Origin of the sequence: Algoriphagus locisalis, from assembly GCF_900116615.1 — a bacterium.
GTDB classification, from domain to species: domain Bacteria; phylum Bacteroidota; class Bacteroidia; order Cytophagales; family Cyclobacteriaceae; genus Algoriphagus; species Algoriphagus locisalis.
Genome location: NZ_FPBF01000011.1, coordinates 49,990 through 76,063, shown reverse-complemented (window position 1 = coordinate 76,063; position 26,074 = coordinate 49,990). Strand labels below are relative to the sequence as shown.

Genomic DNA, 26,074 nt, shown 5'->3' with positions numbered 1-26,074 from the left:
ATTACCAAGGCCAAAACTCAGATCTGAGCTCTAAGCAATTCCAGAAACTTCCGATCCAACTTTTCTCCATACCAATTTTCGTATTCCACGTCTTTTCTACCAGAATTCAACACTCCGAAAGCCCCAGAAAACTCCCAGATTCCGAATCCAATTCCATTTTCCTTCAAGACTGTCAACACATCACCAAACCAGCTCAAGAAAACCTCATGTGGGGTTTCATTGTAGCAGCCACATTCACCGCAGTGCACTCCTACTCCCTGATCCACTAGCGCTTTCCATGGCGCATAATACCTTCTGATCTCCTCAATATCCAGCATCCTTTCTCCCTGAGACAATGGCCAATCAACTGGAGGAACACTTTCTGGGTCTTTATACACCCAACCCGCTTTATAGTGTGATATCGGAAAAGGATGATACCCACGGCAGCTTTGCGCTAGCTCCATATCCGCCAACTCAGGCATTGCCGTACCTCCACCCCCATTTCCATCGGCAATGACTATTCTTGATTTTTTCACAGATCTAATGGTTTCCAGTGCAGCCTCAGCCACCCGTCGGTAATCCAGCATATCTACCGGTCCGCCAGGACTATGTTGGTCATTGGGATCTTCCCGTTGGAAAGGCTCATTAACCAGATCAAAGCTCAATTTCTTCTTTGAAATTCCTTTGTATCGATTTGCCCACATCTCCCAATGCGCACAGAATGCATCCTGCGCTTCTTGGTCTTTCCAGAGATTGTAAGGTTCTACAAAGCCCGCATTGATACAAAAGCCCGGAGCACGATGGAGGTTCAAACTCACATGCAAACCTTGGGAAATACAACGCTCAACGAGTTCATCTACTTTCTCAAGGCGACTTTCATCAAAATTTAACACCTCATCTGGGCGAATCGGTCGAGAACGATCTATGTCTAGGTAGCTTGGGTAAGAAATAGGAATGCGGGCGAAGTCAAAACCCCAGTCAGCGATCCATTTCACATATTCTGGCTTAGTGGGCCTGCCCCGATCTGGATGATCTGAGAAAAAATCAAGTAGGTTAAAGCCTTTCCAGGCAGGTAGTTTGTTTTTGGATTTGGCTACTTCAGCGAAGGCAGCAAATGAAGTGCTTCCGGCTAGGCTAAGCCCTGAGCCAATCAAAGCGGATTTCTTGAGAAAATCCCTGCGGGAATCGGAGGTATTCATGGGTTAGATTTAGGTTTGAAGAGTTTAAGATACTAAAGTCAATCAAACCCACAGAATACAATACATAGATGGTCGAGTGTATATTTTTTTGAATTCTATAAACAATCACACCCACCAATTCCGTATGCATAACTAACTGTATGATTATGCGAAAATTCACACTTCTTCTTCTTTTTCTAATCAGTTCCAACAGTCTAACAGCTCAATTTTTCATAGCCGGAGGACATCTCAATGGAGGCTTACCAGTTTCGAACTTGAAGCAAGAAGTGGACAAAACCTTTTTCCCAACCCTCAGTGGCATCCTGCTTTATGAATTCTACAATAAACCGATTCAGGTAGGTTTGGAAGTGAGTTATGGAATCTATGGGACGAAAATGGAGGTGAGAAATGATCTGTATCCTGGCTATACTGATGAGTTTAGGATCAGAAGAAATAACAATTACACCTCTGGCATGGCTGTATTCAGATACCTTCCCTCGATGAGTAGCAAGCTCACCCCGTTTGTGGAAATACAAGCTGGAGCAAACTACCTCTACTCTAGATTTAAAATACGTCCATCTATTTTTGAAGATGTCGTAGAGGCAGGAAAGGACATGCAGGATTGGGCATTTGCCTACAAGGTCGGCGGAGGAATACAGTTTCCCCTTCCGGGAATCGATGGAGGAAAACTGGAGCTAAGAATCAACTACCAAGATGGAGGAACCATGCGCTTCCTTACCAAAGGAGATACGAACTACTTACCCGATAATGGCAATGGAGAATTTGAATACAATCCCCGCCAAAGTCCACTTCAGCTGATTACGGCTTCGGTCGGGATTGTGGTGTATGATGCGTTTTGGTGAAAAAACAGGATTCAAAATCACATTCACTCCTCCACCAACCGCACCTTATAAAACAAGTTATAATCCCGCTCCACTTCTCCATCTGCAGCTTTGATGATAAGGGTTCCGTCTGCCAGGCCAAGGTTTACCACACCTTCTACCGGAAATTCATTGACAATTCCGATTTGTTGATCTCCCTTCACAATGATATATCGGCGCTTCACGTACTTAGCTACTGCCTCATTGAATTCTGGATCTCTAAAATACTCTTCAGATTTTGCCCTAAAGCCATTAAAAATATCCTCTGGCATTGCAGTAAAAAATGTCAGGATCTGATAAGGCCCAAAAGTCTTGATATCACTAAAGCCAGGATATACTAATCCATTCAAACCAAGTGTTGCCTCGTAGTTGTCCCGATCAGGGTGACTCACGTTAACAGATTTTTGATAGACGGCTGTATTGCCTTCCAGCTTATAAATCCCAAATTGACCTCCCATTTTTGGCAAGGAAGAAAGTGTGTTGGTTGCGGGGTCAAACGATAGAGTAGCATTACTAGATCCAACCCATTTTTGCTCTTTTTTAAATTTCCAGTCCTCAGGATAGACATTCAGGTAGTAAACAGAGTCCTGCTCCACATCAAGGATAAATCCCGTATTCACCCGATTATAAAAATCAGCGCCTATTGTTTCCAAATTTATATCTGCTGCCGAAAATGAATTTGGTTCCTCTCCGACCAACTTATATTCCCCATTATCATCATACACTGCAAAACTCTGCTTATTGGAATTGATAGAAAGAGACATCATATCCTTCACAGTACCTTTTGTTGTTTTGATTTTATTGAAATCAGCGTCGTAAATATGATAAGGCATCTCCATGGAAATTTCTTTGAAAACATATCCTGATTCTCCGTAAAATCTCCCCTCCATAAATCCCATAATCTGATTTGGTCCTTCCCCGCCCAATTCATGCGTTTCTAGGATTTCTCCCTTGCCACTGACCAGAAACACCCTTCCTTCTCTACTATTTTTCATCAGGTACTGATCCTTTGAAGGCAAATAATCCAAGATGGCCACCTGCTCCAGCAAATCCACCATAATAGAATCCACTACTTCAAACTGTAGCTCCTGAATAGGATTGGAAGAAGCTTCATTGGTTTCTTCAGGTGATTGCGAACATGAAAAAATTGTAGCAGCAAAAAGTGCAGTAAGGATAAGAAAATGGGATTTATGCATAGCAATGAGTTTCGGTTTACAGGTTAGTCGTGTAAGATGGGGATTATAGGACAATACATTAAACAAAATTAATTCATCCCCGTTTTTTTAAAATTAATTTTTAAATTTACGGGGATGATAAAGCGCTTAATAGAAAATCTCTTCTTAAAATCTATGGCTAGATTCCCTGTCACAGGAATAGTAGGCACTAGACAAGTAGGTAAAACTACCTTGGCAAAACAGCTATTGCTAGATACAGACGCTATTTATCTCGATTTAGAGAAAAACTCAGACATCAACAAACTGAATGACCCAGAGTTATTCTTTTTCCAAAATCAAGACAAAACTATTATCCTAGATGAAATCCAACATCAGCCAACAATTTTCCCTTTACTGAGAGCTGTAATTGACGAAAATCGAAAGCCTGGCCGATTTATAATCCTTGGATCTGCATCTCCTTCTTTGCTTCGTCAAAGTTCTGAAAGTTTGGCCGGACGGATCAACTACCTAGAAATGACTCCGCTTTCTATTTTGGAAACCACTAAAAAAATAAGCAGCCAAGATCTCTGGATTTACGGAGGCTTTCCTGAGCCTGCCCTGTCACAGGATTCGGACTTCGTCCAAGATTGGTACCGCAGCTTCACCACAAGTTACATTCAGCGAGACTTACCTCAGTATGGACTACCTGCTGATCCTAGAGTGACAAGACAATTCTTAATGATGATCGCCTCTGCGCATGGAGGAGTGCTCAGCTATTCTATTTTCGCCAAATCCTTGGGTTTATCTGTACCTACCATCAAAACATACCTAGGATTTCTTTTAGATGCTTTCCTTTTGAGGGAGTTACCAGCATGGTCAGGCAACTCAAAGAAAAGATTGATCAAATCACCAAAACTTTACTTCAGAGATACGGGAATGCTGCATTATTTGCTAGGTATCAAGAATATGGAAAGCATCTTTGGGAATATCGTGTTGGGTAGTTCCTGGGAAGCTTTTGTCATCAACCAAGCTGCCGCGGTGTTGAAATCCGATGACGAAATGTACTACTATAGAACTCACGATGGCGCCGAAATTGACCTCTTGATTCGACGCAACAATACGTGGCTTGCAGCAGCAGAGATCAAATTCAGTCTCAGCCCTAAACTCACCAAAGGCACCTATCTAGCAATGGAAGATTTGGGGATCGAACTACTACATGTCGTTATCCCTAGAGAAGAAAATTACCCGATGGCAAAAAACATACAGGTTGTAGGGTTAGCTAGATTCATTGAGGCAATTTCCGGGTAAACACTTTTGCATAGTTGGAAAACCCTTCGACTTCGCTCAGGGTGACAACTACAAGGTTACCTAACGTTGCGCCGTCGCGTCGCCGCGAGGAAAACCATTTACGCCGTAGCTCCTTTGCGAGAGCTCCTTCCACTCCGCTAGAAACCACTATTTCGGAATTTTGGCATAAAGAATAACTGGATTGGATTCCTCGGTGACAGAAGTCAGAGAAGCTTTTGCTTCAGGACTTAGATTTAGGGTTTCGCTATTTCTTACCAAATATGGCGCATAAGCGATAAAAACCAGTTGATCACCTTCTATGCCGATAAGTGAATTAAAATAGCCCAACTCTTCATCGAGTTCTATTTTAAAATCCTCACCAGACTCCTTATTCCAAATATAAAGTTCCTTTTTTCGGTCCCGTCCTTTTTGAGTTGCGACTAGTGCAATAAAGTATTTGTCTGTTTCCTCCACATAATTAATATCAGAAAACCCCTGTTCGTTGATCATCTCAAATCCTGCAAAAGCATCCATTTCCCAGTAGCTTTCCGGAACTGTGGTGGTACCAAAATCAAAGCGATACAGTTCCTGTAGGGAATCTTGTTCGCTTATCTTGTACACACTTGTTTTGAAAGGTTCTCTGAAAAGCACAGCACCGTCACCCTCAAAAAAAGATTGCTCATCTATGGGTAGCATTTTCTCATTAAAATCATTTGGAAGCAGCTTTTTTAGAACTTCCCCCTTACCATTAGCTTTAAATAAGCGATGGTCTCCTGCAACCATATTGTAACTGCTATAAAACCAAAGTTCATCTTCACTCACCGGGTAAAATGCAAAAGCATTTATGGGATATGGAGTGGTTTTCATCAGCTGCCCATCCTTAGAAAAGGTATGCAACTCAAGAGAATTCCCCATCCCAGATTTCACCTTCAATTTATTACCAAGCAACTGGAAATTATTTATCCCAATAAGCTGTCCCGGAGCCTCTCCTACCTGAGCTATAATCCCTAAATAATTGCCGCTGGCAGAATAGCGATAAATCGCCTCTGGGCGATCATAATTAACTACGAAAAAGTCTTTTTCATCATACCGAACCATCAGATACTCACTGAGCAACGCTGTGGAGTCAGATGCTAGCGGGATAGCTTTCTCGATCAGCAAATCAGCTGAAACCACTTCAACAGACCCAAAATCTATCTCTTTAGCGGATTCTACTTTCTTTTCTCCACAGCCCAAAAGAGCTAAAAATACAATTGCCAATAATTTTTTCATAGGATAGAATTTAGATTATCAAAATTATCTCCCGCAACGGCGCCAAGGCGCAAATTTGCCTTAATCCCTTTTTGGGAAATTCAAAAACTCACATACAGAACCTCCGAGGAAAACCTTTGGCTTCGCTCTGGGTAACAGTTTAAAGGTTATACCGCTTCCGCTGCGCCGCCGCGTCGCCGCGAGAAAAACCACCTTCGCTTGCGCCTCTGCGGCTTTGCGGGAGACAATGTACTTTCAACAGCGCCTCTCTTCCACAGCAACACCGGCAGCACCCAAAACACACCCATCATACTAAAGATCAATCCTCCAATCGTCCCTATAGCCAGCGAAAACCAGAAAATCTCATTTTGGCCTTCCATGATAAAAGGAATCAAACCAAAACAGGTGGACATAATGGTAAGCAAAATCGGGATCGCTTTGCCAGCAACAGACTTGAGTACATTTCGATTGTACAGCCCCTGACTTCTGTTATTCAGGTCATTGACAATAAAAATTCCCGCGTTCACAGCCAGTCCTCCCAGCATCACAAAGGCGGCATAGCCTCCCTGATCAAAATAGAAATCAAAAAGTGAAAAGATCAAAAACAAACCAATGAAACTGATAGGAATAATAGCAATGATATAGACCGGTTGCTTCAAATTCTCAAACAATACCGAGCAAATCATGAAAATCCCAATGATCAGTAGGCCCAGCAGGGAATATTGACGCTTCTGCTGATCATAATTCCAGCTGTAAGAATCCCGCTTAGCCTCATAGCCTATCGGCATGATCTGCTTCATTTCCTCCAAGACTTCATCTAGGTATTCTTGCCCAAACTTTGCTGACCCCATATACTCAAATGCCACGATCCGTATGTACTGCCTATTTTCCTTATGAAGTGAATTGGTGGTAGTTTCCTTGGTCAAGGTGCCATAATCTGAGACCTTGTAAATCTTATTTTCACCTCCGATTAATGCCCGCTGCTCCATATCAAACTTACTAAAGTCATCGGACTGGCGTTCTCTGATCACCAAACCGTAGTTTTTTTCTTCCAGAGTCAATGCAGCCGATGCTCTTTGTGGTTTGGCCATATCTTGCAATGCGTTAAGTACTTCGTACTGATTCGTCTGCCCAAGTGCCATTCTATTCTGATCCAGGCGAAGTACAAATTCCTCCGTTTTTTGCTCTCCGTATCCAGCTCGCTCATTGGTCTTTACTTCCTGTATCCGCTTATGTGCTAAAAGCTTTTCCGCCAGGATATTCGCCTGCCGCTCCAATTCATCAAAATTGTAGCCCTTCATTTTCACACGGTAACTAGGAATCTGATCACTGCTTCCTCCGGTGTAAAACCCTTGTCCTACCCCATAGATATTCCACTGAGCTCCAGACCAATCGGTAGATTTCACAGAGAGCTTTCCCTTCAACTGGTAGGGCAAAGCTCCATTTTCATACGCCTCCTTGAAAGTGATCTCTATACTTCCCTGCTGCCCGTTATATACTGAAGTCACATATTGATCTATACCATCTACTCCATCCAGATAAGATTCAAACTCCCGCATGATAAAATCCATCTGCTCCAGAGTATTTCCAAATGGTAATCGACAGTAAACATAAAGTTTTGTCTTTGCTGCTTCTCGATAGCCACTTTTTTCATACACACCGCGGACAAACATTCGCATTGCTCCGCCTAGGGCTTTATCTACATAAGGACGAACCTCTTCCTGGTAGAAGGTATTTCCCACGGTCTTGTTGTACCACTCGTGCTCATCCCATTTGGCAGGGAGGAAAAATATAGGAGTTCCAAAAAGCAAAATAAGAAAGGTGATAAAGGTCTTTCTGTATTTGGCTGTCCATGCTATACTTTTTTCATAGTTTCTCAAATACTTGACGCGCTTCCGCAACTTAGGAATTGTCAGTTTGCGGCCTTGCTTCACAGACTCCTTGAACATCACCTGATAAAACGCCGGCGTAAATACCAAAGCAATCAAAAGTGAAATACCGAGCATCACCGAAACCACAATTGAGAACTCAGTGAGGTTTTTGCGGTCTTCCTCTGGTAAGAAAAAGACAATCATCAATGCCGCAATGGTAGTCAAGGAAGCTGCCAAAAGAGCAAGAAATACTCTCCTGTTCTTATGCTTATGCAAATGATCAATCATAATGATGGCATTATCCACGATCAACCCAAAACTGATTGTCAATCCTGCCAAAGAATACATGTGGATGTCCACTTTTAGGAAATAAAGTACAATCGCACACAAGCTTAGATTTGCCAAAATCCCCAAAAACAGAATACTCAGGTACTTTAGGTTTCTATTGATCAGGAAAATAAAGACTACCAAAATCAGGATCGAAAGTCCAGATCTCTTATAGATTTTATCCAACTCCTTTTCCAGATATTCTGTATCGTCATTTTCCAGGCGCACCTCAAATCCAGCAGGAAGTGATTTACCAGCATCCTCAATTGCCAGCTTTAGTTTTTGCGCTAGCAACACTTTGTTTACTCCATCACGGTTATAGACCGACAAAGTCACCGAATTATTTCCGTTGATCCTGTAATACCTGGTCGCTTCAGCTTCTTCCAAAGTCATACTGGCCACATCACGAAGACGAACTTCCATCCCATCTTTTTCGCTGATGACCAAGTTCTCCAATTGATCCTTGTCCTTGAGCGATCGGTCCACTTGTATAAAGAGGGTTTTACCTTCATTGTTAGTCACCGCTCCAGGAAAAGTCAAACCAAAGGCACTGTTAATACTATTTTGCAACTCATTTTTTGTGATTCCAAAAGCTTGCATCTTCTGAATGTCATAGGTAGCAAAAAGTTGCAAATTATTAGCCCCAAGCACTTCTACCAACTCCACCTCTTCGTATCGAGTAATTGCAGGCTTGAGAATATCTTCTGCTATCTTCTTAATTTCAAAAGAAGCAAACGGTCCATTGACACTATAGATCAAAATCGGCGATTTCTCTTCAGCTCTCGCTTGAGAGGATTGTGACACCACCGGATATCCTACCCGCTGATCCATTTGAGGGTAAATCTGACGGATCATGCTAGCAATTTCAAACTTCTTCATCTCCATATCCGCCTTTTTGTCAAAAGTCAGCGTAATGGATCCACCATTGTAATTTGAACTTGAATTGATTTCCTTAAGCTCCGATAATCGGGAAAATGCCCCTTCTAATGGAGAGGTCGCAAGTTTCTCCACGATCTCCGGAGATGCATTAGCAATACTATACCCGACTGACAAAACAGGTGATCGCTCCCTTGGATTGAGATCCACAGAAAGCATAGGCACCACTGCCAATCCAAGAATTGACACGACTACAAAGACTATCAGAATTCTGAATGGAGTCATATTAGGTCGTTTTCAGTGATTTTTTAGAAACTGTAAACCAGTACGCCAAAGGCACAAAGTATAAGGCTGTCAATGTACCTATAGTCAATCCCCCAATCACCGCATAAACCAAAGGACGCTGAAGATCAGCTCCCAGCCCACTACTGAACACAATAGGAATCAGTGCCAGGATGGTCGTGATAGAAGTCATCAAAATAGGCTTGAGACGAATCTGTCCAGCTTTGTGTAGGGCCATCTCAAGCGCCTCTGCTGCAGAAATAGAATCCGACTCCACATAAGTAGAGCGAAGGCGATTAATCGTATCGATCTTCAGAATCGCATCATTCACCATGATACCCAACATCACTACCAAGCCAATGGCTGACATAACATTCAGCGATGCTCCAAAAAGGAATAATACCAAGAATGCTCCACCAATTCCTAGGGGAAGTGTGAAGACAACTATCAATGGCTGAATAAAGCTTTCAAATTGCGCTGCCAGAATAAAGTACAGCAGCAAAACTGAGATCAACAATATTCCGATGAGTTGACGCACATTTTCCTTGTCTTTGAAATACTGACCCACCATAGTCACTCCTAGATTTTTATCCTGTCCCCAGCGGAAGTAATCACTGGCGTATGCATCAGGATTCTCAGCACTTACATGGAGGGATTGATAGATTCCACCTTTGTCTGCAGTCACGTATTTATAATGATCCTCATAGCTATACTCCACAAACTCACCTAGGATGTAGGAAGTAGTATCCGAAACTGTCACGCGCGTATTTCTAAGGATATTTTCAAATCGTGCATTTGGCTCCTTCAATCGAATCGGTGTAATCTCACCAAACCTCCTGATATCAGTGATAGTATAGGTGCCAAAAAGCCTAGAAATCTGGTTTTGAATTGCATCTACAGGCACTTGATACGTGGCCATTTTATCTGCACGAAGTGTGAAAACCACGGAGGCTTCCTTCAGCAAGCCAGGACCACGCTCCCATTCCTGAACAGGAAACTGGCTAAGCCAAGGATCCATCTTTTCCTCTGGCACTGGCTCTTTTGAAGCCAGATCTTTCCATCTTACTTCGTAAAACGGCATGTTAGAATTGAATAACTGATCAAACGCATTCGGAGCATCGCCAAGGGTATAAGAGGCTTCCGGATAGTTCTTTTTAAGATTCTCTCCCAATTCCTTAATTGCTGCTTCCTTTTCTTCTACTGTTGGAAAAAGGAAATAGAGTAAGGACTGCTGTATTGAATTCTCCCCATCAAAAAGCAAAAATTGCTTCACCCCAATATCGGCTTCAGCCTGATCATATCTACCTTCCACACTTTTCAGCAGAGTCAATACCCGATCTCTATTTTCGGAGGCAGAAATAGGCTCACTCCAGTCCACATCAAGTGTGGCATCCAGCTTTTCAATCTCTGGTAAGCCCGTAGTTTCTAACAATTGGCTAACGCCCAATCCTAATGGGATCAATAATAAAAACACCAGCATAGCCACTTTCCTATTTCCGGTGATTTTGCGATAGCCTATTTCGTACAAGCCGAGCACCTTGCTGAAAAACTTCCCTTCCCCATCGTCGTAGGCTTTTTTGCTTCGCGAAAACATCAAGAAATAAAGCATAGGCAAAAGTATAAACGCCACCGCCAAGGATACCGATAAAATAGCCGTCACAGCCACGGCTTGATCAAAGAATAAGGCTCCGGAAATACCACTCAAAAAGACCAGGGGAACAAATACCGCCAAGGTCGTCAATACAGAACTGACTAGGGCACCCATCACCTCATCTACTCCTTCTACGCATGCTTCGAAAAGTGGCAAGCCACTCTCCCGCTTTCTGGTAATATTATCCAAAACAATGATCGCATTATCAATCAACATCCCTATCCCGAGCGCCAAGCCTGAAAGTGAAATGATATTGATCGATAGATCTGTAAAATAGAAGATCAAAAAGGAGATCAATAAGGAAGAAGGTAAACTCACACCAATAATCAGTGGAAGTCTGTAATCTTTCATAAAGAGGAAAAGCACCGCAAAAGCGAAAACTCCCCCAAAAAGCAAGGAGGTCTCCAAATTGGAGATTGCCGCATTGAGGAGGTTGGACTGATCTTGCGTCAGTTCAAATTCTACCAACTCGTAATCCTCCTTGAATAATTCAAGTGATTTCTTCAGTTCAGGAATCAACTCATTCATTTTGGCGGAGGCCTGCTTGTGAACGGTAATCACCAGACCTTCTTCTGTGCCGAAAAGATGATAACCGAGCGTTTCCTGCGTTTCATAAGTCACCTCAGCCAGTTTTCCCAATGGAATAATCACTCCCGAAGAAGCTGCCACAGGCAAGGTTTCTATATCTTTTGGGGTATCTACCCGAGTGGCTAAACGGAGGTAATACCTGAATTGGCCATCTTTCACAGAGATTCCAGGAAGTTCGCTATTACCTGATTGAATTGCCGAAATCACATTTTGTTGGGTCATTCCAAGTGCAGATAGCGCCTCTTCATTTGGCTTGACGGTGATTATTCTATCCTTTTTGCCATTGATATCTACCAATGAAACTCCCGGCAACTGCTCGATTCTTTTCTTAAGGACATTTTCCGTCAAAAGACTGACCTCCACTTCATCAGCACCTTCTTTTGGGATTACTTGTACTCTCGCTACAGGAATGTCGGATGTATTGATCCGAATAACTTCTGGACGACCTAGATCATCCGGAAGGCCATTAGTAAGTCTATCGATTTTCTCATTGACATCAATATACGCCAACTCCATTTTGGTATTGTAATCAAACGTCAAGCGGATAGTCCCTACTTCCGAACCTGCTTTGGAATCCATTTCTTCCAAACCATTCAACGTAATCAATCCCTCACGAATAGGATTCAGCACATTTTGCTCGATAGCCTCTGGAGAGGCATTCGGATAATTTACTTTCACCACGATCTGAGGTACGTCGATCGGTGGCAAAAGAGAAATAGGTAGCGTTCGTAAGACGATGAAGGCAAAAACCATCAACGCCATAAAAGTCATAAATACTGCGATCGGCCGGGCCAGTAAAAATCTAACCATGGCTTATTCTGTTACGATTTGAACCGGCGCTTGATGTGCAAGTTGTAGGTTGTTGGAAGTGATGACGGTACTATTTTCCTCTATCCCTTCGAGAATCTCTACTTCCTCCCCGTTATCCTTGCCCACTTCCACGTAGTTCCATTTGGATTCCTTATTCTCAATAGTAAATACCACAGCCCTGCCTGACCGGTAAACCAAGGCATCTTTTGGAACTACTAAACTGTTGTTTTGAGGAGCGCGGATAATCGCTCTTGCATTCATTCCCGGTAATAAACTCTTGTTGGCTGCCAAAGTGATGGAAACCTGAACCAGACCACTTTCATCTACTTTAGGGTTGATTCCAGTCACCCTTCCAGTCAATGCTGTTTGGGTATTTGAAATAGGGTAAACCTCTGCTTTCTGATTGATGGAGATCAAACTGATGTCAGACTCTAGCACTTTTACTTTTAGGATAAATTCATTGGTGCCCAAAATCTGGCAAAGCTCTGTACTCGCCCCAACCAAACTTCCAGCTTTATATTTTAGGTCAGCCACTTGACCTGAGATGGGTGCCTTCACCACACTACGGTCAAAAGCCATCTGAGCTTCTCTGAGCTCCACCTCACTCATGAAAACACCAGATTTAGCTCGGAGTTGCTCATCAACAACTGCTTTTTGATCAGAGTTGTCTGAGGCAAACAAAGCTTCAAAACCCATTTTCATGGACTCGTATTCTGCATTGGCATTTCGCAGGGAGATCTTAGCTTTTTCGAGACGGAATTCCGCCTCCGTAGGATCCAGTGTCGCAATCACGTCACCTTTCTTGACGTACTGCCCTTCTCGGACATTAACTTCGAGAAGATAGCCTGCCTGTTCTATCACGGCCAGCACTTCAGCACCAGCCTCCAGTTTGCCTGTGGCATTGATTAGATAATCGAAGCTTTTGCGCTCTGCCGTAGCGATATTCACTTCTGTGGCAGCAACTTCGTTTCGAAAGGATTCTGAGGGAGCTTCTTCGACCTTTTCCTTATCTTCTTCACAAGCAGAAAACAGGGCAATTAAAAAACCGAAAAGTAAGAGAGTAGAGTTTTTCATTGAAATAAGTAGTTTCATCTGTTAAGAAACTAAGTAATTCTTCAATGTCAAAATTTTTATTGCAAAAAGGATGTTAATGATTCTAAAAATCCGGCAGATTGGTATTTATTTCCTTAGAAGGTACGCTAATAGCAAGATCCACAGGCCGTAGTCTCAGGGTTGTTGGCGGATTATCTCCATAATATTCAATAAGTCTATCGATCTCTTCGATAGACTCCACTTCAAGTCGCACTTTGGTAATTCCGTCGTGAAGAAGTCCTAATTGAGTACCCGCAGCACGCGACAAGTCAATAATACGTCTGGAAGTTTTGGGAAGTCTATCGTTGATTCTGACCCAGACATGTTCACCCGTATCTTCTCTAGTCACTTTCACAAGAGTATTAAAAGGCAAAGTTTTATGTGCAGCGGTTAAACTGTCCATATGAAAAATCTCCCCGTTGGAAGTCTTTCTTAAATGGAATCTACGACCATAATAACTAGCCGTGCCCTCTTGGATAAGCAGTGCATCAGGAGGCAATTCAGGCTGAGTCTGCTCTGACATAAGAGATGCCACTAAAATAAGAAGCCAATTCCACATACGTAACCTGAATTATCGCCTGCCATTTCCAATAAAGATGCCAATTAATGTCATTTGTATCAAATGGCTTGCAGTAACTCATTCATGGAAGTAATTTAGTTTTTCATTCATTTTTCAAGACTTATGATCAAAATCCTCCACACTGCAGATTGGCATTTGGGCAAAAGGTTACAAGAATTCTCCAGACTAGAAGAGCAAAAGCTGGTTCTGGAAGAAATCCAGCAGATCGCAGATAGAGAAGAAGTGGATCTGGTTCTATTAGCGGGCGATATTTTCGACACTTTCAATCCCAGTCACGAAGCTGTAGAATTACTTTACAAATCCCTTCGCAGACTCTCCAAAGGAGGCAAACGGCCGATTATCGCTATCTCCGGAAATCATGACAGCACTCAGTTTGTCGAAGCTCCGGATCCACTGGCTCGCGAAATGGGCATATTCTTTTATGGAAAATACGACACCGTTATCCCAACTGGAAAGCTTGATAATGGAATAGAAATTACAAAATCTGCTACCGGTTTTGTGGAGATGAAACTACCTGAAGTTGATTTTCCAATTCGAATCATTTTAGCTCCTTATGCAAATGAGGTTTCCATGAAAACTTACCTGGGCGAAGTAGATCGCGAGGAGGAATTCCGCAATCTGATGGGATCTAAGTGGTGCGAAATAGCCGATCAATACTGCGATGAGAATGGTGTAAATCTTTTCGTAGGACATTTTTTCTTTATGAAGGAAGGGGAAAAACCCGAAGCAGAACCGGAATCAGAGCGACCGATCCTTCATGTGGGTGGAACGCAGGCTCTTTTCACCAGAAACATCCCTTCTCAAATCCAATATGCAGCTTTAGGTCATTTACATCGCTACCATGCGGTAGGGCACGAGCACTGTCCGGTAGTCTATTCCAGCTCGCCTCTCGCGTACTCTTTCAGCGAAGCAGACCAGCAAAAGCAAGTGGTGACCATAGAAGCCGAACCAGGAAAATCTGTCACCTATACACCAGTCGGGTTAAAAGAAGGAAGACCGCTTTATCGCAAAACCTTCGATAAGCTACCAGACACCTTGGAATGGTTAGAAGCAAACCCCTACTGCTTTGTGGAATTGACTTACATCACGGAAAGTTCCATAGAAGCGGCTACCCGCAAAGCAATCATGAAAGCCCACGATGGCATCGTGAATTTGATTCCTCAGATCAAAAATCCACAGGGCCGGGAAAACACCAGTTTGCAAGTAGAAGACTTAGGAAAAGACATGGAAAGCCTGTTTAAACTTTTCTACGAAAGCGACAAGGGCCAGGAGCCAAACGAAGAATTGCTCACAATTTTCAAAGAAGTAATCAGCCAAAACGACGAAGCATGATTCCTATTAGACTTGACATTCAGGGATTATATTCCTACAAAGAGAAGCAGACGATAGAATTTGACAAGCTTACAGCAGCCGGATTATTTGGGATTTTTGGTGCGGTGGGCAGCGGAAAATCTTCCATTTTGGAAGCAATTCTTTTGGCACTCTATGGAAGCACCGAGCGCCTTTCTGATCGTGGTGAAAAGAACAGCATGGTCAATCTGCAGAGTGATTTACTGCTTTTGAATTTTGAGTTCAGCTCAGGCAGGAATAACGCAAAGACCTACCTGGCGCGTTATTCTGCAAAGAGAAACTCAAAGAATTTTGATGACATCAAGCCCGCGGAGCATACGTTTTATGAAAAGGTAGATGGCAACTGGGAGCCAATTACTGCTAGAGCCGAAGAGATCGTCGGCATGAAAAAAGAGCATTTCAAGCAGACTGTGATCATTCCGCAGGGAAAATTCCGAGAATTTATCGATCAAAAGCCACTGGACCAGGCGAAGATGATGAAGGAGCTTTTTGGTCTGGAACGATTTGATCTTTCATTCAAAACAGGAACTCTTCTCAAAACAGTAAAAGAGCAAAAAATCCGTCTGGAAACGCAATTGCAGGGTTTAGAAGAGTTTTCTGAGCAACTGTTGACTGAAAAGCAAAGTCAGTTTAAGGAATTGAAAAAGCAGGCCACGGAAGCTTCGCAAAAACTAAAAAATGCTGAATCCGAAGTCCGCATACAAGAAAATCTGCGAGCTAAAAATCAGCAATTGCTGAAATTCAAAACAGAGAAAGAAAGTCTGAATTTACAGCGCCCCGAAATCGAAAAACAGCGGCAGCTTCACTCCGAATTTATCAAAGCAAAAACCTACTTGCGTCCAATATGGGAGCAGATCCGGGATACGAGCGCAGATTTGGAGAAATTTAAAGTCAGTGTGATCGATTGTGAGCGCTTCAAGCTTGAGTTTGCCAAAGAAGTAGCTGACCTAGAAAATGAAGAGGAAGAGCTCAAAAAGAAAAATCAGGAACGACCGCAGCGGGAGGCAAAAATCCGTGATTTGAAAAAAGTCATAGAAATCCAAAACCTAGAAACTCAGCGGGTAATGGCAAATGATAAGCTGCAGGAGTTACAGCCAACCATAGAAAGAAAAAAACAAACTCAAAAGACACTAGAAACAAAAATCACTGAACTAGAAACAGATGCAGAAAAGATCAGCACTACGGATAGCGCTGTGTTAGCTAATTTGATTAGCTCGGCAAAAGATTGGAAAAACCTGGAAAATCAATTGGATAAGCTTCAAGCTGAAGAGACCGAAATTGCAAAAGAAGTAAAGGAAATCACGGGAAAAATTGAAACCCTGAAAAACAAAATTCCTGCTAATCTGGGCTCTCTGGAAAGCTGGGAAGTGAGCCAGAAATCCGCCATTCAGGAACTGGAGAAACAACGGGATGGGGTGATACAAAAACAAGGTCTTGCTGCCCATGTTCACTTATTGCATCAGGGTGAGCCATGCCCGCTTTGCGGCGCTTTGGATCATCCAAATCCGCTTGAAGGTGATGGAGCTGTAGATTTAGGGGAAATAACCCAGCAAATACAGAGTGCTAAGCTACTTCTTGAGCAAATACAAACTTCCAAATCCACACAAAGTGAATTGCGCTTTCATCTCGAAAATCATCAAAAAAACAGCGCTGCGAAAAAGAAGGACTTACAGCAATTGCGGGAAAACCTCAGTTCTATTAAAACCACTCTTGCCAAAGAAGGAATTGGTTCACATGCTGAATTATTGACGAAAATCCAGGCCATAGAACACAGTTCCCAAAGCCGGGAAAAAATCATCCAAGAAGTGAAAACGCTTCGCAAAAACTGGGATGCTGAGCGGATTTTGATCGATCAATCAGAAAAAGAACTGCAACAGGCACAGCTAAAACTTCAATCAGTGCTTTCAAATATTTCTTCCAAGAAGGAAGAAATCCGTGATATGGCTTTCTGCAAGCAGTTTTTTACCAAAGAATCCTCGCAGATACAAGCCGCTATTGACAAGGTGGAAAAAGACATTGAGGAGGCGCTTCAATCGCTCGAAGGAAAACAAAAACATCTTCGTGAAAAACGTAGTGTGTCGGACAAGAACTTGGCAGATCTGGATCAATTCAAAAAGCTGAGAGATCAAAGTTCAACCAGACTCGAAAAGCTTACGACAAAATTTGAAACCTTGAAAATCACCCATGGTTTTACCGAAGAAGCTGCGTTAATCCGCTTGTTTCAGCATTCGTTGGATGCAGAAAAAGTAGCTTTGGAGATTTCACAATTTGATCAGAAAGTGGCTATTGCAGAAAACAGAATTCAAGAGCTAGAAGCGGAACAGGGAGTTTCAAACTTTCAGGAAGCGGACTTTCAGGAGCTTTCGACTTCCCTTCAGCAATTGAAGATTAATGCGGACTCACTCCAAAAACAAACGCTTTTACTTGAAAAGGAAATAGAAGAAAGCATAGCCAAGATTGCAGAAAAAGAGGTTTTCCAAAAGGAATATGCCAAGCTGGAAACCCGGGAAAGTTACCTCAAGGAGCTGGACAACCTGTTCAGAGGCAGTGGCTTCGTGAAGTTTGTGAGCTCGATTTACCTGAAAGAGCTTTGTAATACGGCGAATGTCCGCTTTATGAAACTCTGCAAAAATCGCCTTAGTCTTGAAATTGACGACAACAATACATTCTGGGTTATTGACTACTTAAACGGAGGAAAAAAGCGCTTGCTTAAAACGCTTTCAGGAGGTCAGACTTTCCAAGCTTCGCTGTGTTTAGCATTGGCTTTGGCAGAGAAAGTAAAAGCACTCAATCAAGCAGATCAAAGCTTTTTCTTCATGGATGAAGGTTTCGGAGCATTGGATAAAAATGCACTACGGGTGGTTTTTGAAACGCTCAAATCACTTCGCCACGAAAATCGGATCGTTGGAATCATTAGCCACGTGGAAGATCTTCAACAGGAGATCGGCGTATTTGCAAATGTAGAACTCGATCCAGAGGTTGGTTCTCAGGTAAGTTATTCCTTCTAGAAATCATAATACTCAATCTGCTGAGTAAATTTACTCAGCATATTGAGTAAATTTTATAAAATTGATTCTAAACACTGAATATCAGTACATTAATGAATAATTTTTAGCAATAAAAAGACAGCCAACTGACTGTCTTTTCAACTATATAGCTCAAGTACATCCATCTGCAAAAACTCCTCCCAGGGGATTCCATCCGTACCGATCACTAGTGACTTTTCTGGATGGTAAGTAGTGGCAAAAGAGTTCAGACCGGCCAATCCGCCCACCTTAGAGGTCTTCACTTCTAAGGCAATGATCCGCTTTTTGTACTCGATTACGAAATCAACTTCATCATTCCCTTCCCGCCAATAGTAGATGTGCAATTTTCTCTCCTTGAAGGCTTGATTCACCAAATGTGCCCCCACAGCCGACTCTACCCAGCGACCCCAGGCGCGATGGTCTTCACGGAGTGTTTCCATAGTTTCATTAGAGACTCCTGACATGATCGCAGTATTATGCACCATGAACTTGGGACTGGAAGAGCGCTTCCTGACCAAGTTTGGACTGTACTTTTCCAGGCCTCCTAGCAACCCTGCTTCATTCAAGAGCTCAAGGTAATTGGCAAGCGTAGTAGTATTCCCAGCATCAGCGAGCTGCCCCATGATCTTCGTGAAACTCAGCACCTGACCTGAATAAGATGAACCAATCTCAAAGAGACGCTTCATCAATGCTGGCTTATCCACACGTGTAAGCATGAGTATATCCTTTGAAATACTTGTCTCCAAAAGCGCATCCCGAACATAATTCTTCCATCGATCCTCATCTTCCTTGAGGAGAATCGCTCCGGGATACCCCCCATACCAGATAAACTCCTCTGGCGAAAGGCCAAAGGCATCTTTCATTTCTTTGTACGACCAGTGTCCCAAATAGGTAGATTCGAACCTCCCAGCAAGCGACTCGGTCAATCCTTGCTGAAGCATCAGTCTAGACGATCCCAATAAAACCACTCGAATATCCCGCTCCTCAGCAGTATCCTTATCCCATTCGGCTTTGACCTGCTCACTCCAATTGTCGATTTTCTGAACCTCATCTATCACTAGAATGTAAGGCAGTTCTGGAGTTGCACTCTGCTTCATGCGCGCATTTTCCCATTGCTGGGCTATCCAAAGCCTGTCAGTCGCAGGTACTGCATCAGCTGCCACCAAGGTATGCGGCAGATCCGCATCCTTCATAATCTGGCGAATCATGGTAGTCTTGCCTACTTGACGCGGGCCATAGATCACCTGGATGAACATTCTAGGCTCATCACAGAGACGTTTTTGGATTTGATTTTTCTCTGACCGCTGATAACTCATAAGTTTTACTCTTAAAATTGAGTAAATTTACTCATTTAATTGAGTAAATTCAAAAATATGGATCTATTTATTTTATTATCAGTTAGTTACAAAATAATTTTTAAGGGATTTATTGGGTGTTTTGGAGGTTAAAAAGCGAGATTATTCTTATTAAGAGAGCTTTGAGATATACCATGAAAGTTAAAATCAAAAAAAAAAATCCTTTGACAAACTGCCAAAGGATTTTTCGAATTAAGAAAACCTGTTTACAATATATTTTTATTAACCCAATCAGTTTCTTCCTGACGAATGGTATGATTTGAGTCCTTGAATATTAATAATTTCACTTTTGCACCCATCCTGCTCAGTAGGGTTTCTGATTCTTGTATCCGAGAAAGTGGAACATGAAAATCTTTTTCGCTACTTCCGATAAAGACTGGCGTCCCTACAAAGTCTCCAGAATACTTCTGATCCTGAATTTGCTCTCCAATCAACCCTCCAGTGAATGCAATCACACCCCCGAGCTTCTGGGCATTTTGCGCAGCAAACTCAAGACTAAGGCAAGCTCCCTGAGAAAAGCCAATGAACACGACATTTTCTGAAGAAATACCTGCAGCGGAAATATGACTCCATGCTTCATTGATAGTAGCTAGCGATTCTTCTAAAGCTGCTTGATTGGCTTCATCTGGAGCCATAAAGCTGTAAGGATACCAAGTGCCTCCTTCTGCTTCTGGCGCCAAAAGCGCATATTCATCCAGATTAAGATAGTTGGATAACGATAGGATACTTTCAGCATTTGCTCCTCTACCATGAATTAGGATAGCCGCTTTTTTTGCTTGATCCAACGCTATACCAGCTGTTTTAATTTTAGGCATAAGACTCGACATTTAATTTCACAGGGATCAAACTCTCCTCCAGTTTATCGCGATTAGGTTCTGCCCATTCCGGCAATTTGATCAATTCACCCAAGTGCGCTTCGTCCTCATCTATCGCAAAGCCCGGCTCGTCAGTTGCCACCTCAAATAAAACCCCTCCCGGCTCACGGAAATAAATTGAAGTAAAGTAATTTCTGTCTTTCACTTCAGTAACCTGATAGCCATTTCTCATCAAGATTTCCTGAACTTGAAGCTGAGATTCTGCATTCTCTGTGCGGAAAGCTATGTGATGAACTGTACCAGCACTTTGCATGCCTCGGCTACCAGACTTGTCTATGACGATGTCAACAATATCACCAGGCTTGCCAGCAGTGCCGTAGCGGAATCTACCATTTTCCTCGCCAATAAAACGATAATCCATATGCTCCGTGAGCAGCTTTTCGGTCAACTCTTTGGCGCGTAGGTTCAGAGTAGCCCCATAAAAACCTTTGATGGAATGCTCGATTGGGACTTGCCCATAAGACCAGCCAGTTCTATCATCCTGATCATTAGCTATCAACTCAATTCCCATACTGTCATGATCTTCAAATCGAATCAATTGATCACCAAATCGAGTTAGTTTATCTGAAGTAGCTACACCAAACTTTTTCAACCGCTCAATCCAGTAATCTAAGGAATCAGTGGGCACAGAAAATGCCGTGTAAGTAACTTCGCCAGCCCCTTTAGCACCTCTTCTAGCTCCAGTAAATGGGAAGGTAGTAAATACCGTACCTGGCCTCCCTAGCTCATCTCCAAAATAGAAATGATATACTCCGGGAGCATCAAAGTTGATGGTCTTTTTCACCAGTCTCAGTCCAAGAATTCCTGTGTAGAAATCAATATTTGCTTGAGGATTACCAGCTATCGCGGTGATATGGTGGATTCCAGTGATTAATGGCTTCATGCTGTGTAGGGGAATTAGTTTTAAAATAAAGCTATGAGGAAAAATCCCCATAGCTAAACCTGTACTATCAAGGCTCCTAGAACCCTAAGGCTTCTAATTATTATGCCTGTTTTACTAACTGTACGCTCAAGATCAATTTTACCTGATCACTTACTACTACAGATCCTGCTTCTGTCACAGCAGACCAGGAAAGACCAAACTCTTTTCTGTTTACTTTTCCTTCGATTTCAAAACCAGCTTTGGTTTGTCCGTAAGGATCACCAGCAACACCACCTAGATCCACATCCAATTCAACTTGTTTAGTGGTATCTCTCATGGTCAAGTCTCCGATCAATTTATAATCCTCACCAGATTTAGAAATTTTTCCTGTGAAAGTCAATTTTGGATGATTTGCTGCATCAAAGAAGTCTCCAGATTTCAAATGGTTATCTCTGTCTGCCTGATTAGTATCAATGCTGTCTATATCGGCAGAAAAAGAAACAGTAGCTCCATCGAAATCCTCAGATTCTGTTTCAGCAAACCCTTCAAATTTCTTGAAATAACCTGTCACTGTAGAAATCACCAAGTGTTTTACTTTGAAAGAAACCTCAGAGTGTGTAGGGTCGATAATCCATTTTGTAGTGCTCATAATTTTTGATTTTTTAGTTTAAATTTTATTTGTATTAATATTATTTGTATAGACACGTATTAGTATAAAATTTTTTAGCCTCTTAGCTTATCCAACAAGTCATTCATTACTACGGTTTCTTCTTTGGTCAATTTGACTACCTGATTATTAAACCCTTCCATATGACTCTGTAGTTCGTCCAAAATCTGCAAACCTTTCTCCGTGATCACAATGTCAACCTGACGACGGTCGGTCGGACACTCTCTTCTTTCCAAAAGCTGCTTAGCTTTCAACTTATCTACCAAACGACTGGCATTTGACATTTTATTGAGCATCCTGTCCTGAATAGAGGAAACTGTAGTCGGTACTCCATTCTGTCCTCTTAATATCCTGAGCACATTGTATTGCTCTGGTGAAAGATCAAAGGGCTTTAAAATGCTATTTTGAGCAGAAACCAGATAGCTTTGAGTATAGAGCAAATTGACCACTAATTTATTATATGGGTCTTTAAACTCCTTCTGCTTGATTGCTTCTTCTAGACTTCCCATATCTTTTGTTTTTGTATTTAATGTATATACATATAAATATAGGAAAAGGTTTCAACAACGTAAATTTTTATTCATAAAAAATAGAAAAAGGCCTCACATGAGGCCTAATCGCTGAAAATAAAATCTTGATTTCAGAAGAATCAACTTTGCTCGATGAGCCAATCTCCTATCAGCCGGTTGATTTCCCTTGGCTTTTCTATAGAACTACTATGTCCTGCACCAGGAATTCTATGGAGCTTAGACTTAGGAATGCTCATTTGGATAAATTTTGATTTCACAGGAATAGTGGCGGTATCTTCATCACCAACGATCACCATAGTAGGACATGTTATCCCTACGATTTCATCCTCTACTCCTTTTCTATAGATCACTCCTTCCACTGCACCCGTTACATTTCTCTTATTTGCTTTCAACTCAGATTTCCAAAAAGCTATCTTTTCTGCATTAAGGGAATCTTCCAGCCAACTTTCGGCAAACATTATCTTCATCACTTTGCTTGCTACAGGAGGCACTATACCTAGCCATTTAACTATGCCATTTAAGGTTTTGTACTTGGGAAGATTTTCTACGGGCTCCGCATTGGCAGATGTTCCTAGGAGGATCAGGCTTTTGATCAATTTTGGATATCTAGATGCTAACCGCATTCCGATAAAGCCTCCCATGGAAAGCCCAGCAAAATGAACTGGACCGACTCCCAATTCTTCAATTATAGCAGCAGCATCCTCAGTTAGGGTATCCATATCGAATGGCTTCTTCACTTCGCTTTGCCCCTGCCCTCTATGGTCATATGCAATTACGCGAAAACGCGGACGAAGAAATTCGATTTGCTCAGCAAACATCTTATGGCTCCAAAGCAGGCCATGGGAAAAAACGATAGTCTGCTCACCAACTCCTTGATCTGTGTAGAAAATATCGACTCCATTTACATTGATTTGGGGCATTCTATTGTTTGTTTTCGAGCTTACTAACCAGTTCACGATGGCCAATTCCGCTCTATTTTAACCCTGATTTTTATTTACCAATCTAATCCAGGCTGCGTGATTGTATATCCTTCCTTCTCTTTTTGCTTATCTACCATAACTTTGACATCCTCCAAAAGTTTTTTAGCATCATAAACTATCCCATCCTTAACAGTGTACCTTACGCCACCTACTCGGATTGGTTCATTATTTTCATCTATTCTGATAGCTCCCGTGCCATAGAGAACCTTTAGATTCTGTAAGGGATTTTCTTCCAAAATGACAAAGTCAGCTAATTTCCCAACTTCCACAGAACCAATTTCCTCCTCCATGCCAAGCAATTCAGCTCCGTAAAGAGTGGCTGAACGCAGCACTTCCAAAGGATGAAAACCAGCTTCTCTTAGCAACTCCAATTCTCGTATATAGGCAAAGCCATAAAGCTGATAGATAAAGCCAGAATCTGAACCTGCAGTCACACGACCTCCCCTGTTTTTATATTCGTTTACAAAAGTCATCCATAGTTTGTAGTTCTCCTTCCAAAGGACTTCCTCTTCAGTTGTCCAATCAAACCAATACGAACCATGTGACTGACGACTGGGAGCATAGAATCTCCATAGCGAAGGAAGCGTGTAAACTTCATGCCACTCGGCTGTCCGGGCTCGCATCATATCCCGATTCGCTTCATAGATATTGAAGGTCGGGTCCAGCGTGAAATCCAATTCAAGCAATTCATCCATAACCTTATTCCAATGGTCAGATCCCGGTTTTGCAGCCTGCTTCCAAAGTTTGCCTGCCTCTGCAAATCTGTGCTGCTCATTTTGATAATTATAGTCCAATCGAAAATCCTGAATTGTTCTATTTTCAAATAGAGCTTCAGGGAGCCCGTACCAGTGCTCCATTGAAGTCAAGCCTGTTCTGGCAGAATTCAACACATTCCATCGAGCTACATCCAACTGCTGATGATGCATTGCAGAGCGAAGTCCAATTCTCTTGTTTTCCGAAATCGCAGCTTCCATCACTTCTGGATTTGCTCCAAAAAACTTAATCCCGTCGGCTCCTTTTTTGGCATTCTCGTTCACCCAAGCTTTGGCTTGCTCAGCAGTGGTAATTGGCTCTTCTGAACCTTGTCCAAAACTAGTGTAAGCTAAAATTCTAGGAGCTGTAATTTCATTTGCAGCAGATCTTTTCTTTTGATCAAGCACCCAGTCCAATCCATTTCCCGCCGAAGGATCACGAATGGTAGTAATCCCATGTGCCAACCAAAGCTTAAATACATATTCAGCAGGTGTTCCTTGACCTCTTCCACCGATATGTCCATGAGAATCAATAAATCCTGGCAATAAATAGTGTCCGTCCAGTTCATACACTTTGTCATCAGGACCAGCTTTGGGTCTTCGATTTTCATTAATTGGCATTCCCGGATAGCCAACGACCTGGATTTGAGCGATTCTGTTTTTCTCTACGACAATATCTACGGGCCCCACAGGCGGCGCACCCGTACCATCAATCAGAATAACTCCTCTTAGTATCAATCGACCATATTGTCCATCCCCTTCATTACGGTCTGGTGCTGGTTCTATTTGGGAAAAAGTAGAAAAGGAAAGGAATAGCCCAAAAATGGCAAGGAGTAAAAGTCTTTTTTTCATAACGGAGGGTCAAATTCAATTCATTAAGTTAAGTGAAAAAGAGTAAGATTTCATTTAAAAAACGAACAAATCCCAAACACAAAAAAGCCCTAAGAATAAATTCAAAGGGCTTTTTTGAGGATTGGTGGTGGAAATTATAAATCCTTAAACTTCTCCATGATATCTTCAGAAATTCCTGTAAAGGAATATCCGCCATCATGAAAGAGGTTTTGCATAGTCACTAATCTAGTGTAATCAGAGAACATAGTCACGATGTATTCAGCACAGGCTTCTGCAGATGCATTGCCCAATGGAGAAAGAGCCTCAGCGAAATTGTAGAAAGAATCAAATCCGCCGATACCTGTTCCAGCAGTAGTTTTTGTTGGAGACTGAGAGATGGTATTTACTCTTACTTTCTTCAATTTACCGAATCTGTAGCCATACCCACGCGCAATGCTTTCCAGCAAAGCTTTGGCATCAGCCATATCTGTATAGAAAGGGAAAACTTTTTGTGCTGCGATATAAGAAAGACCGACGATCGATCCCCACTCATTCATCACATCTTGCTTCTCAGCTACCTGCATCATTTTGTGAAAAGAGATAGCAGACACATCGTAAGATTTCATTGCCCAATCATAGTTAAGGTCACCATAAGATCTTCCTTTTCTGATGTTTGGGGACATACCTATTGAATGCAATAGAAAATCAAAGTTACCACCAAGATACTCTTTAGCTTCAGCGTAAAGTTTCTCGATATCTTCTGTGCTTGTAGCATCCGCAGGAATCACAATGGTATCACATTCCTTTGCAAGGTCGTTGATAGCACCCATTCTCATAGCGATTGGTGCATTGGTCAATACAAATCTTGCTCCTTGCTCTTTCGCTTTAAGCGCTGTTTTCCACGCAATTGAGTTCTCATCAAGTGCACCGGTGATGATTCCAAGTTTTCCTTTTAGCAAATTATCTGGCATATAGCTAGGGGGTTATTTTCAAAAATTAATGCCCAAAAATAGGAAAAAATAATCATTCACGCCTCGTA

Annotated in this window: 19 protein-coding genes; 4 read left to right on the top strand and 15 right to left on the bottom strand. The window is 42.2% G+C overall.

Annotation, left to right across the window (positions count from 1 at the left end; all coding sequences use genetic code 11):
- Positions 1-17: 17 nt before the first annotated feature.
- Entirely contained in the window at positions 18-1,178 is a 1,161-nt protein-coding gene (locus tag BM386_RS22430) for a cellulase family glycosylhydrolase (RefSeq protein WP_091698265.1), read from the bottom strand.
- Positions 1,179-1,324: 146 nt separating this feature from the next.
- Between BM386_RS22430 and BM386_RS22425 the strand changes: the two genes are divergently transcribed.
- On the top strand, positions 1,325-2,020 hold the full coding sequence (locus BM386_RS22425; protein ID WP_091698263.1) for an outer membrane beta-barrel protein: 696 nt from the start codon (positions 1,325-1,327) through the stop codon (positions 2,018-2,020).
- 23 nt (positions 2,021-2,043) lie between these two features.
- Here the strand turns inward: BM386_RS22425 and BM386_RS22420 are convergent, their stop codons facing one another.
- Positions 2,044-3,234 carry a hypothetical protein gene (locus BM386_RS22420; protein WP_091698261.1) on the bottom strand — a complete coding sequence of 397 codons (1,191 nt, stop codon included), beginning with the start codon at positions 3,232-3,234 and terminating at the stop codon, positions 2,044-2,046.
- Between the two features lie 114 nt (positions 3,235-3,348).
- Here BM386_RS22420 and BM386_RS22415 point away from each other — a divergent pair, with 114 nt between their 5' ends.
- Complete coding sequence (locus tag BM386_RS22415; RefSeq protein WP_091698260.1) at positions 3,349-4,500, top strand: ATP-binding protein; 1,152 nt, start codon at positions 3,349-3,351, stop codon at positions 4,498-4,500.
- Positions 4,501-4,647: 147 nt separating this feature from the next.
- Here the strand turns inward: BM386_RS22415 and BM386_RS22410 are convergent, their stop codons facing one another.
- From BM386_RS22410 to BM386_RS22390, 5 genes are all read right to left on the bottom strand, one after another.
- Positions 4,648-5,751, bottom strand: coding sequence for a 6-bladed beta-propeller (locus tag BM386_RS22410; RefSeq protein ID WP_091698258.1), 1,104 nt, complete (start codon positions 5,749-5,751; stop codon positions 4,648-4,650).
- A gap of 146 nt (positions 5,752-5,897) precedes the next feature.
- On the bottom strand, positions 5,898-9,089 hold the full coding sequence (locus BM386_RS22405; RefSeq protein WP_091698256.1) for an efflux RND transporter permease subunit: 3,192 nt from the start codon (positions 9,087-9,089) through the stop codon (positions 5,898-5,900).
- A gap of 1 nt (position 9,090) precedes the next feature.
- Positions 9,091-12,135 (bottom strand): efflux RND transporter permease subunit, encoded by a 3,045-nt coding sequence (locus BM386_RS22400; RefSeq protein WP_091698255.1) that lies wholly within the window; start codon positions 12,133-12,135, stop codon positions 9,091-9,093.
- A 3-nt stretch (positions 12,136-12,138) separates the two neighbouring features.
- Positions 12,139-13,209 (bottom strand): efflux RND transporter periplasmic adaptor subunit, encoded by a 1,071-nt coding sequence (locus BM386_RS22395; RefSeq protein ID WP_091698299.1) that lies wholly within the window; start codon positions 13,207-13,209, stop codon positions 12,139-12,141.
- A gap of 82 nt (positions 13,210-13,291) precedes the next feature.
- The gene (locus BM386_RS22390) at positions 13,292-13,786 is read right to left on the bottom strand and encodes a septal ring lytic transglycosylase RlpA family protein (RefSeq protein WP_091698253.1); all 495 of its coding nucleotides are present in this window, start codon (positions 13,784-13,786) and stop codon (positions 13,292-13,294) included.
- A gap of 123 nt (positions 13,787-13,909) precedes the next feature.
- On the opposite strand from BM386_RS22390, the gene BM386_RS22385 reads away from it, so the two are divergent.
- Together BM386_RS22385 and BM386_RS22380 are read left to right on the top strand one after the other, a co-directional pair.
- On the top strand, positions 13,910-15,139 hold the full coding sequence (locus BM386_RS22385; protein WP_170857159.1) for a metallophosphoesterase family protein: 1,230 nt from the start codon (positions 13,910-13,912) through the stop codon (positions 15,137-15,139).
- Entirely contained in the window at positions 15,136-18,165 is a 3,030-nt protein-coding gene (locus tag BM386_RS22380; protein WP_091698252.1) for an SbcC/MukB-like Walker B domain-containing protein, read from the top strand. Before BM386_RS22385 ends, BM386_RS22380 begins: the two co-directional genes overlap by 4 nt.
- A 137-nt stretch (positions 18,166-18,302) precedes the next feature.
- Here BM386_RS22380 and BM386_RS22375 read toward each other — a convergent pair whose 3' ends face one another.
- From BM386_RS22375 to BM386_RS22340, 8 genes are all read right to left on the bottom strand, one after another.
- Positions 18,303-19,499: an ATP-binding protein gene (locus BM386_RS22375; protein WP_091698250.1), complete on the bottom strand. Its 1,197-nt coding sequence runs from the start codon at positions 19,497-19,499 to the stop codon at positions 18,303-18,305.
- 245 nt (positions 19,500-19,744) lie between these two features.
- A complete protein-coding gene (locus BM386_RS22370) occupies positions 19,745-20,353 on the bottom strand; it encodes an alpha/beta hydrolase (RefSeq protein ID WP_091698248.1) in 609 nt (202 codons plus the stop codon).
- The gene (locus tag BM386_RS22365) at positions 20,346-21,296 is read right to left on the bottom strand and encodes a ring-cleaving dioxygenase (protein WP_091698247.1); all 951 of its coding nucleotides are present in this window, start codon (positions 21,294-21,296) and stop codon (positions 20,346-20,348) included. Before BM386_RS22365 ends, BM386_RS22370 begins: the two co-directional genes overlap by 8 nt.
- A 100-nt stretch (positions 21,297-21,396) precedes the next feature.
- A complete protein-coding gene (locus tag BM386_RS22360) occupies positions 21,397-21,924 on the bottom strand; it encodes a YceI family protein (protein ID WP_091698245.1) in 528 nt (175 codons plus the stop codon).
- 74 nt (positions 21,925-21,998) lie between these two features.
- Positions 21,999-22,451, bottom strand: a complete 453-nt coding sequence (locus tag BM386_RS22355; protein WP_091698243.1) for a MarR family winged helix-turn-helix transcriptional regulator — start codon at positions 22,449-22,451, stop codon at positions 21,999-22,001.
- A 140-nt stretch (positions 22,452-22,591) separates the two neighbouring features.
- On the bottom strand, positions 22,592-23,392 hold the full coding sequence (locus BM386_RS22350) for an alpha/beta fold hydrolase (protein WP_091698241.1): 801 nt from the start codon (positions 23,390-23,392) through the stop codon (positions 22,592-22,594).
- Positions 23,393-23,466: 74 nt separating this feature from the next.
- Positions 23,467-25,056 (bottom strand): amidohydrolase family protein, encoded by a 1,590-nt coding sequence (locus tag BM386_RS22345; RefSeq protein ID WP_091698239.1) that lies wholly within the window; start codon positions 25,054-25,056, stop codon positions 23,467-23,469.
- A gap of 134 nt (positions 25,057-25,190) precedes the next feature.
- Positions 25,191-26,006, bottom strand: a complete 816-nt coding sequence (locus BM386_RS22340) for an enoyl-ACP reductase FabI (RefSeq protein WP_091698238.1) — start codon at positions 26,004-26,006, stop codon at positions 25,191-25,193.
- Positions 26,007-26,074 lie beyond the last annotated feature (68 nt).

Coding starts and splice junctions, on each gene's coding strand:
- BM386_RS22430 (WP_091698265.1), bottom strand. CDS start 1,178: ATGAATACCTCCGATTCCCGCAGGGATTTTCTCAAGAAATCCGCTTTG.
- BM386_RS22425 (WP_091698263.1), top strand. CDS start 1,325: ATGCGAAAATTCACACTTCTTCTTCTTTTTCTAATCAGTTCCAACAGT.
- BM386_RS22420 (WP_091698261.1), bottom strand. CDS start 3,234: ATGCATAAATCCCATTTTCTTATCCTTACTGCACTTTTTGCTGCTACA.
- BM386_RS22415 (WP_091698260.1), top strand. CDS start 3,349: ATGATAAAGCGCTTAATAGAAAATCTCTTCTTAAAATCTATGGCTAGA.
- BM386_RS22410 (WP_091698258.1), bottom strand. CDS start 5,751: ATGAAAAAATTATTGGCAATTGTATTTTTAGCTCTTTTGGGCTGTGGA.
- BM386_RS22405 (WP_091698256.1), bottom strand. CDS start 9,089: ATGACTCCATTCAGAATTCTGATAGTCTTTGTAGTCGTGTCAATTCTT.
- BM386_RS22400 (WP_091698255.1), bottom strand. CDS start 12,135: ATGGTTAGATTTTTACTGGCCCGGCCGATCGCAGTATTTATGACTTTT.
- BM386_RS22395 (WP_091698299.1), bottom strand. CDS start 13,209: ATGAAAAACTCTACTCTCTTACTTTTCGGTTTTTTAATTGCCCTGTTT.
- BM386_RS22390 (WP_091698253.1), bottom strand. CDS start 13,786: ATGTGGAATTGGCTTCTTATTTTAGTGGCATCTCTTATGTCAGAGCAG.
- BM386_RS22385 (WP_170857159.1), top strand. CDS start 13,910: ATGATCAAAATCCTCCACACTGCAGATTGGCATTTGGGCAAAAGGTTA.
- BM386_RS22380 (WP_091698252.1), top strand. CDS start 15,136: ATGATTCCTATTAGACTTGACATTCAGGGATTATATTCCTACAAAGAG.
- BM386_RS22375 (WP_091698250.1), bottom strand. CDS start 19,499: ATGAGTTATCAGCGGTCAGAGAAAAATCAAATCCAAAAACGTCTCTGT.
- BM386_RS22370 (WP_091698248.1), bottom strand. CDS start 20,353: ATGCCTAAAATTAAAACAGCTGGTATAGCGTTGGATCAAGCAAAAAAA.
- BM386_RS22365 (WP_091698247.1), bottom strand. CDS start 21,296: ATGAAGCCATTAATCACTGGAATCCACCATATCACCGCGATAGCTGGT.
- BM386_RS22360 (WP_091698245.1), bottom strand. CDS start 21,924: ATGAGCACTACAAAATGGATTATCGACCCTACACACTCTGAGGTTTCT.
- BM386_RS22355 (WP_091698243.1), bottom strand. CDS start 22,451: ATGGGAAGTCTAGAAGAAGCAATCAAGCAGAAGGAGTTTAAAGACCCA.
- BM386_RS22350 (WP_091698241.1), bottom strand. CDS start 23,392: ATGCCCCAAATCAATGTAAATGGAGTCGATATTTTCTACACAGATCAA.
- BM386_RS22345 (WP_091698239.1), bottom strand. CDS start 25,056: ATGAAAAAAAGACTTTTACTCCTTGCCATTTTTGGGCTATTCCTTTCC.
- BM386_RS22340 (WP_091698238.1), bottom strand. CDS start 26,006: ATGCCAGATAATTTGCTAAAAGGAAAACTTGGAATCATCACCGGTGCA.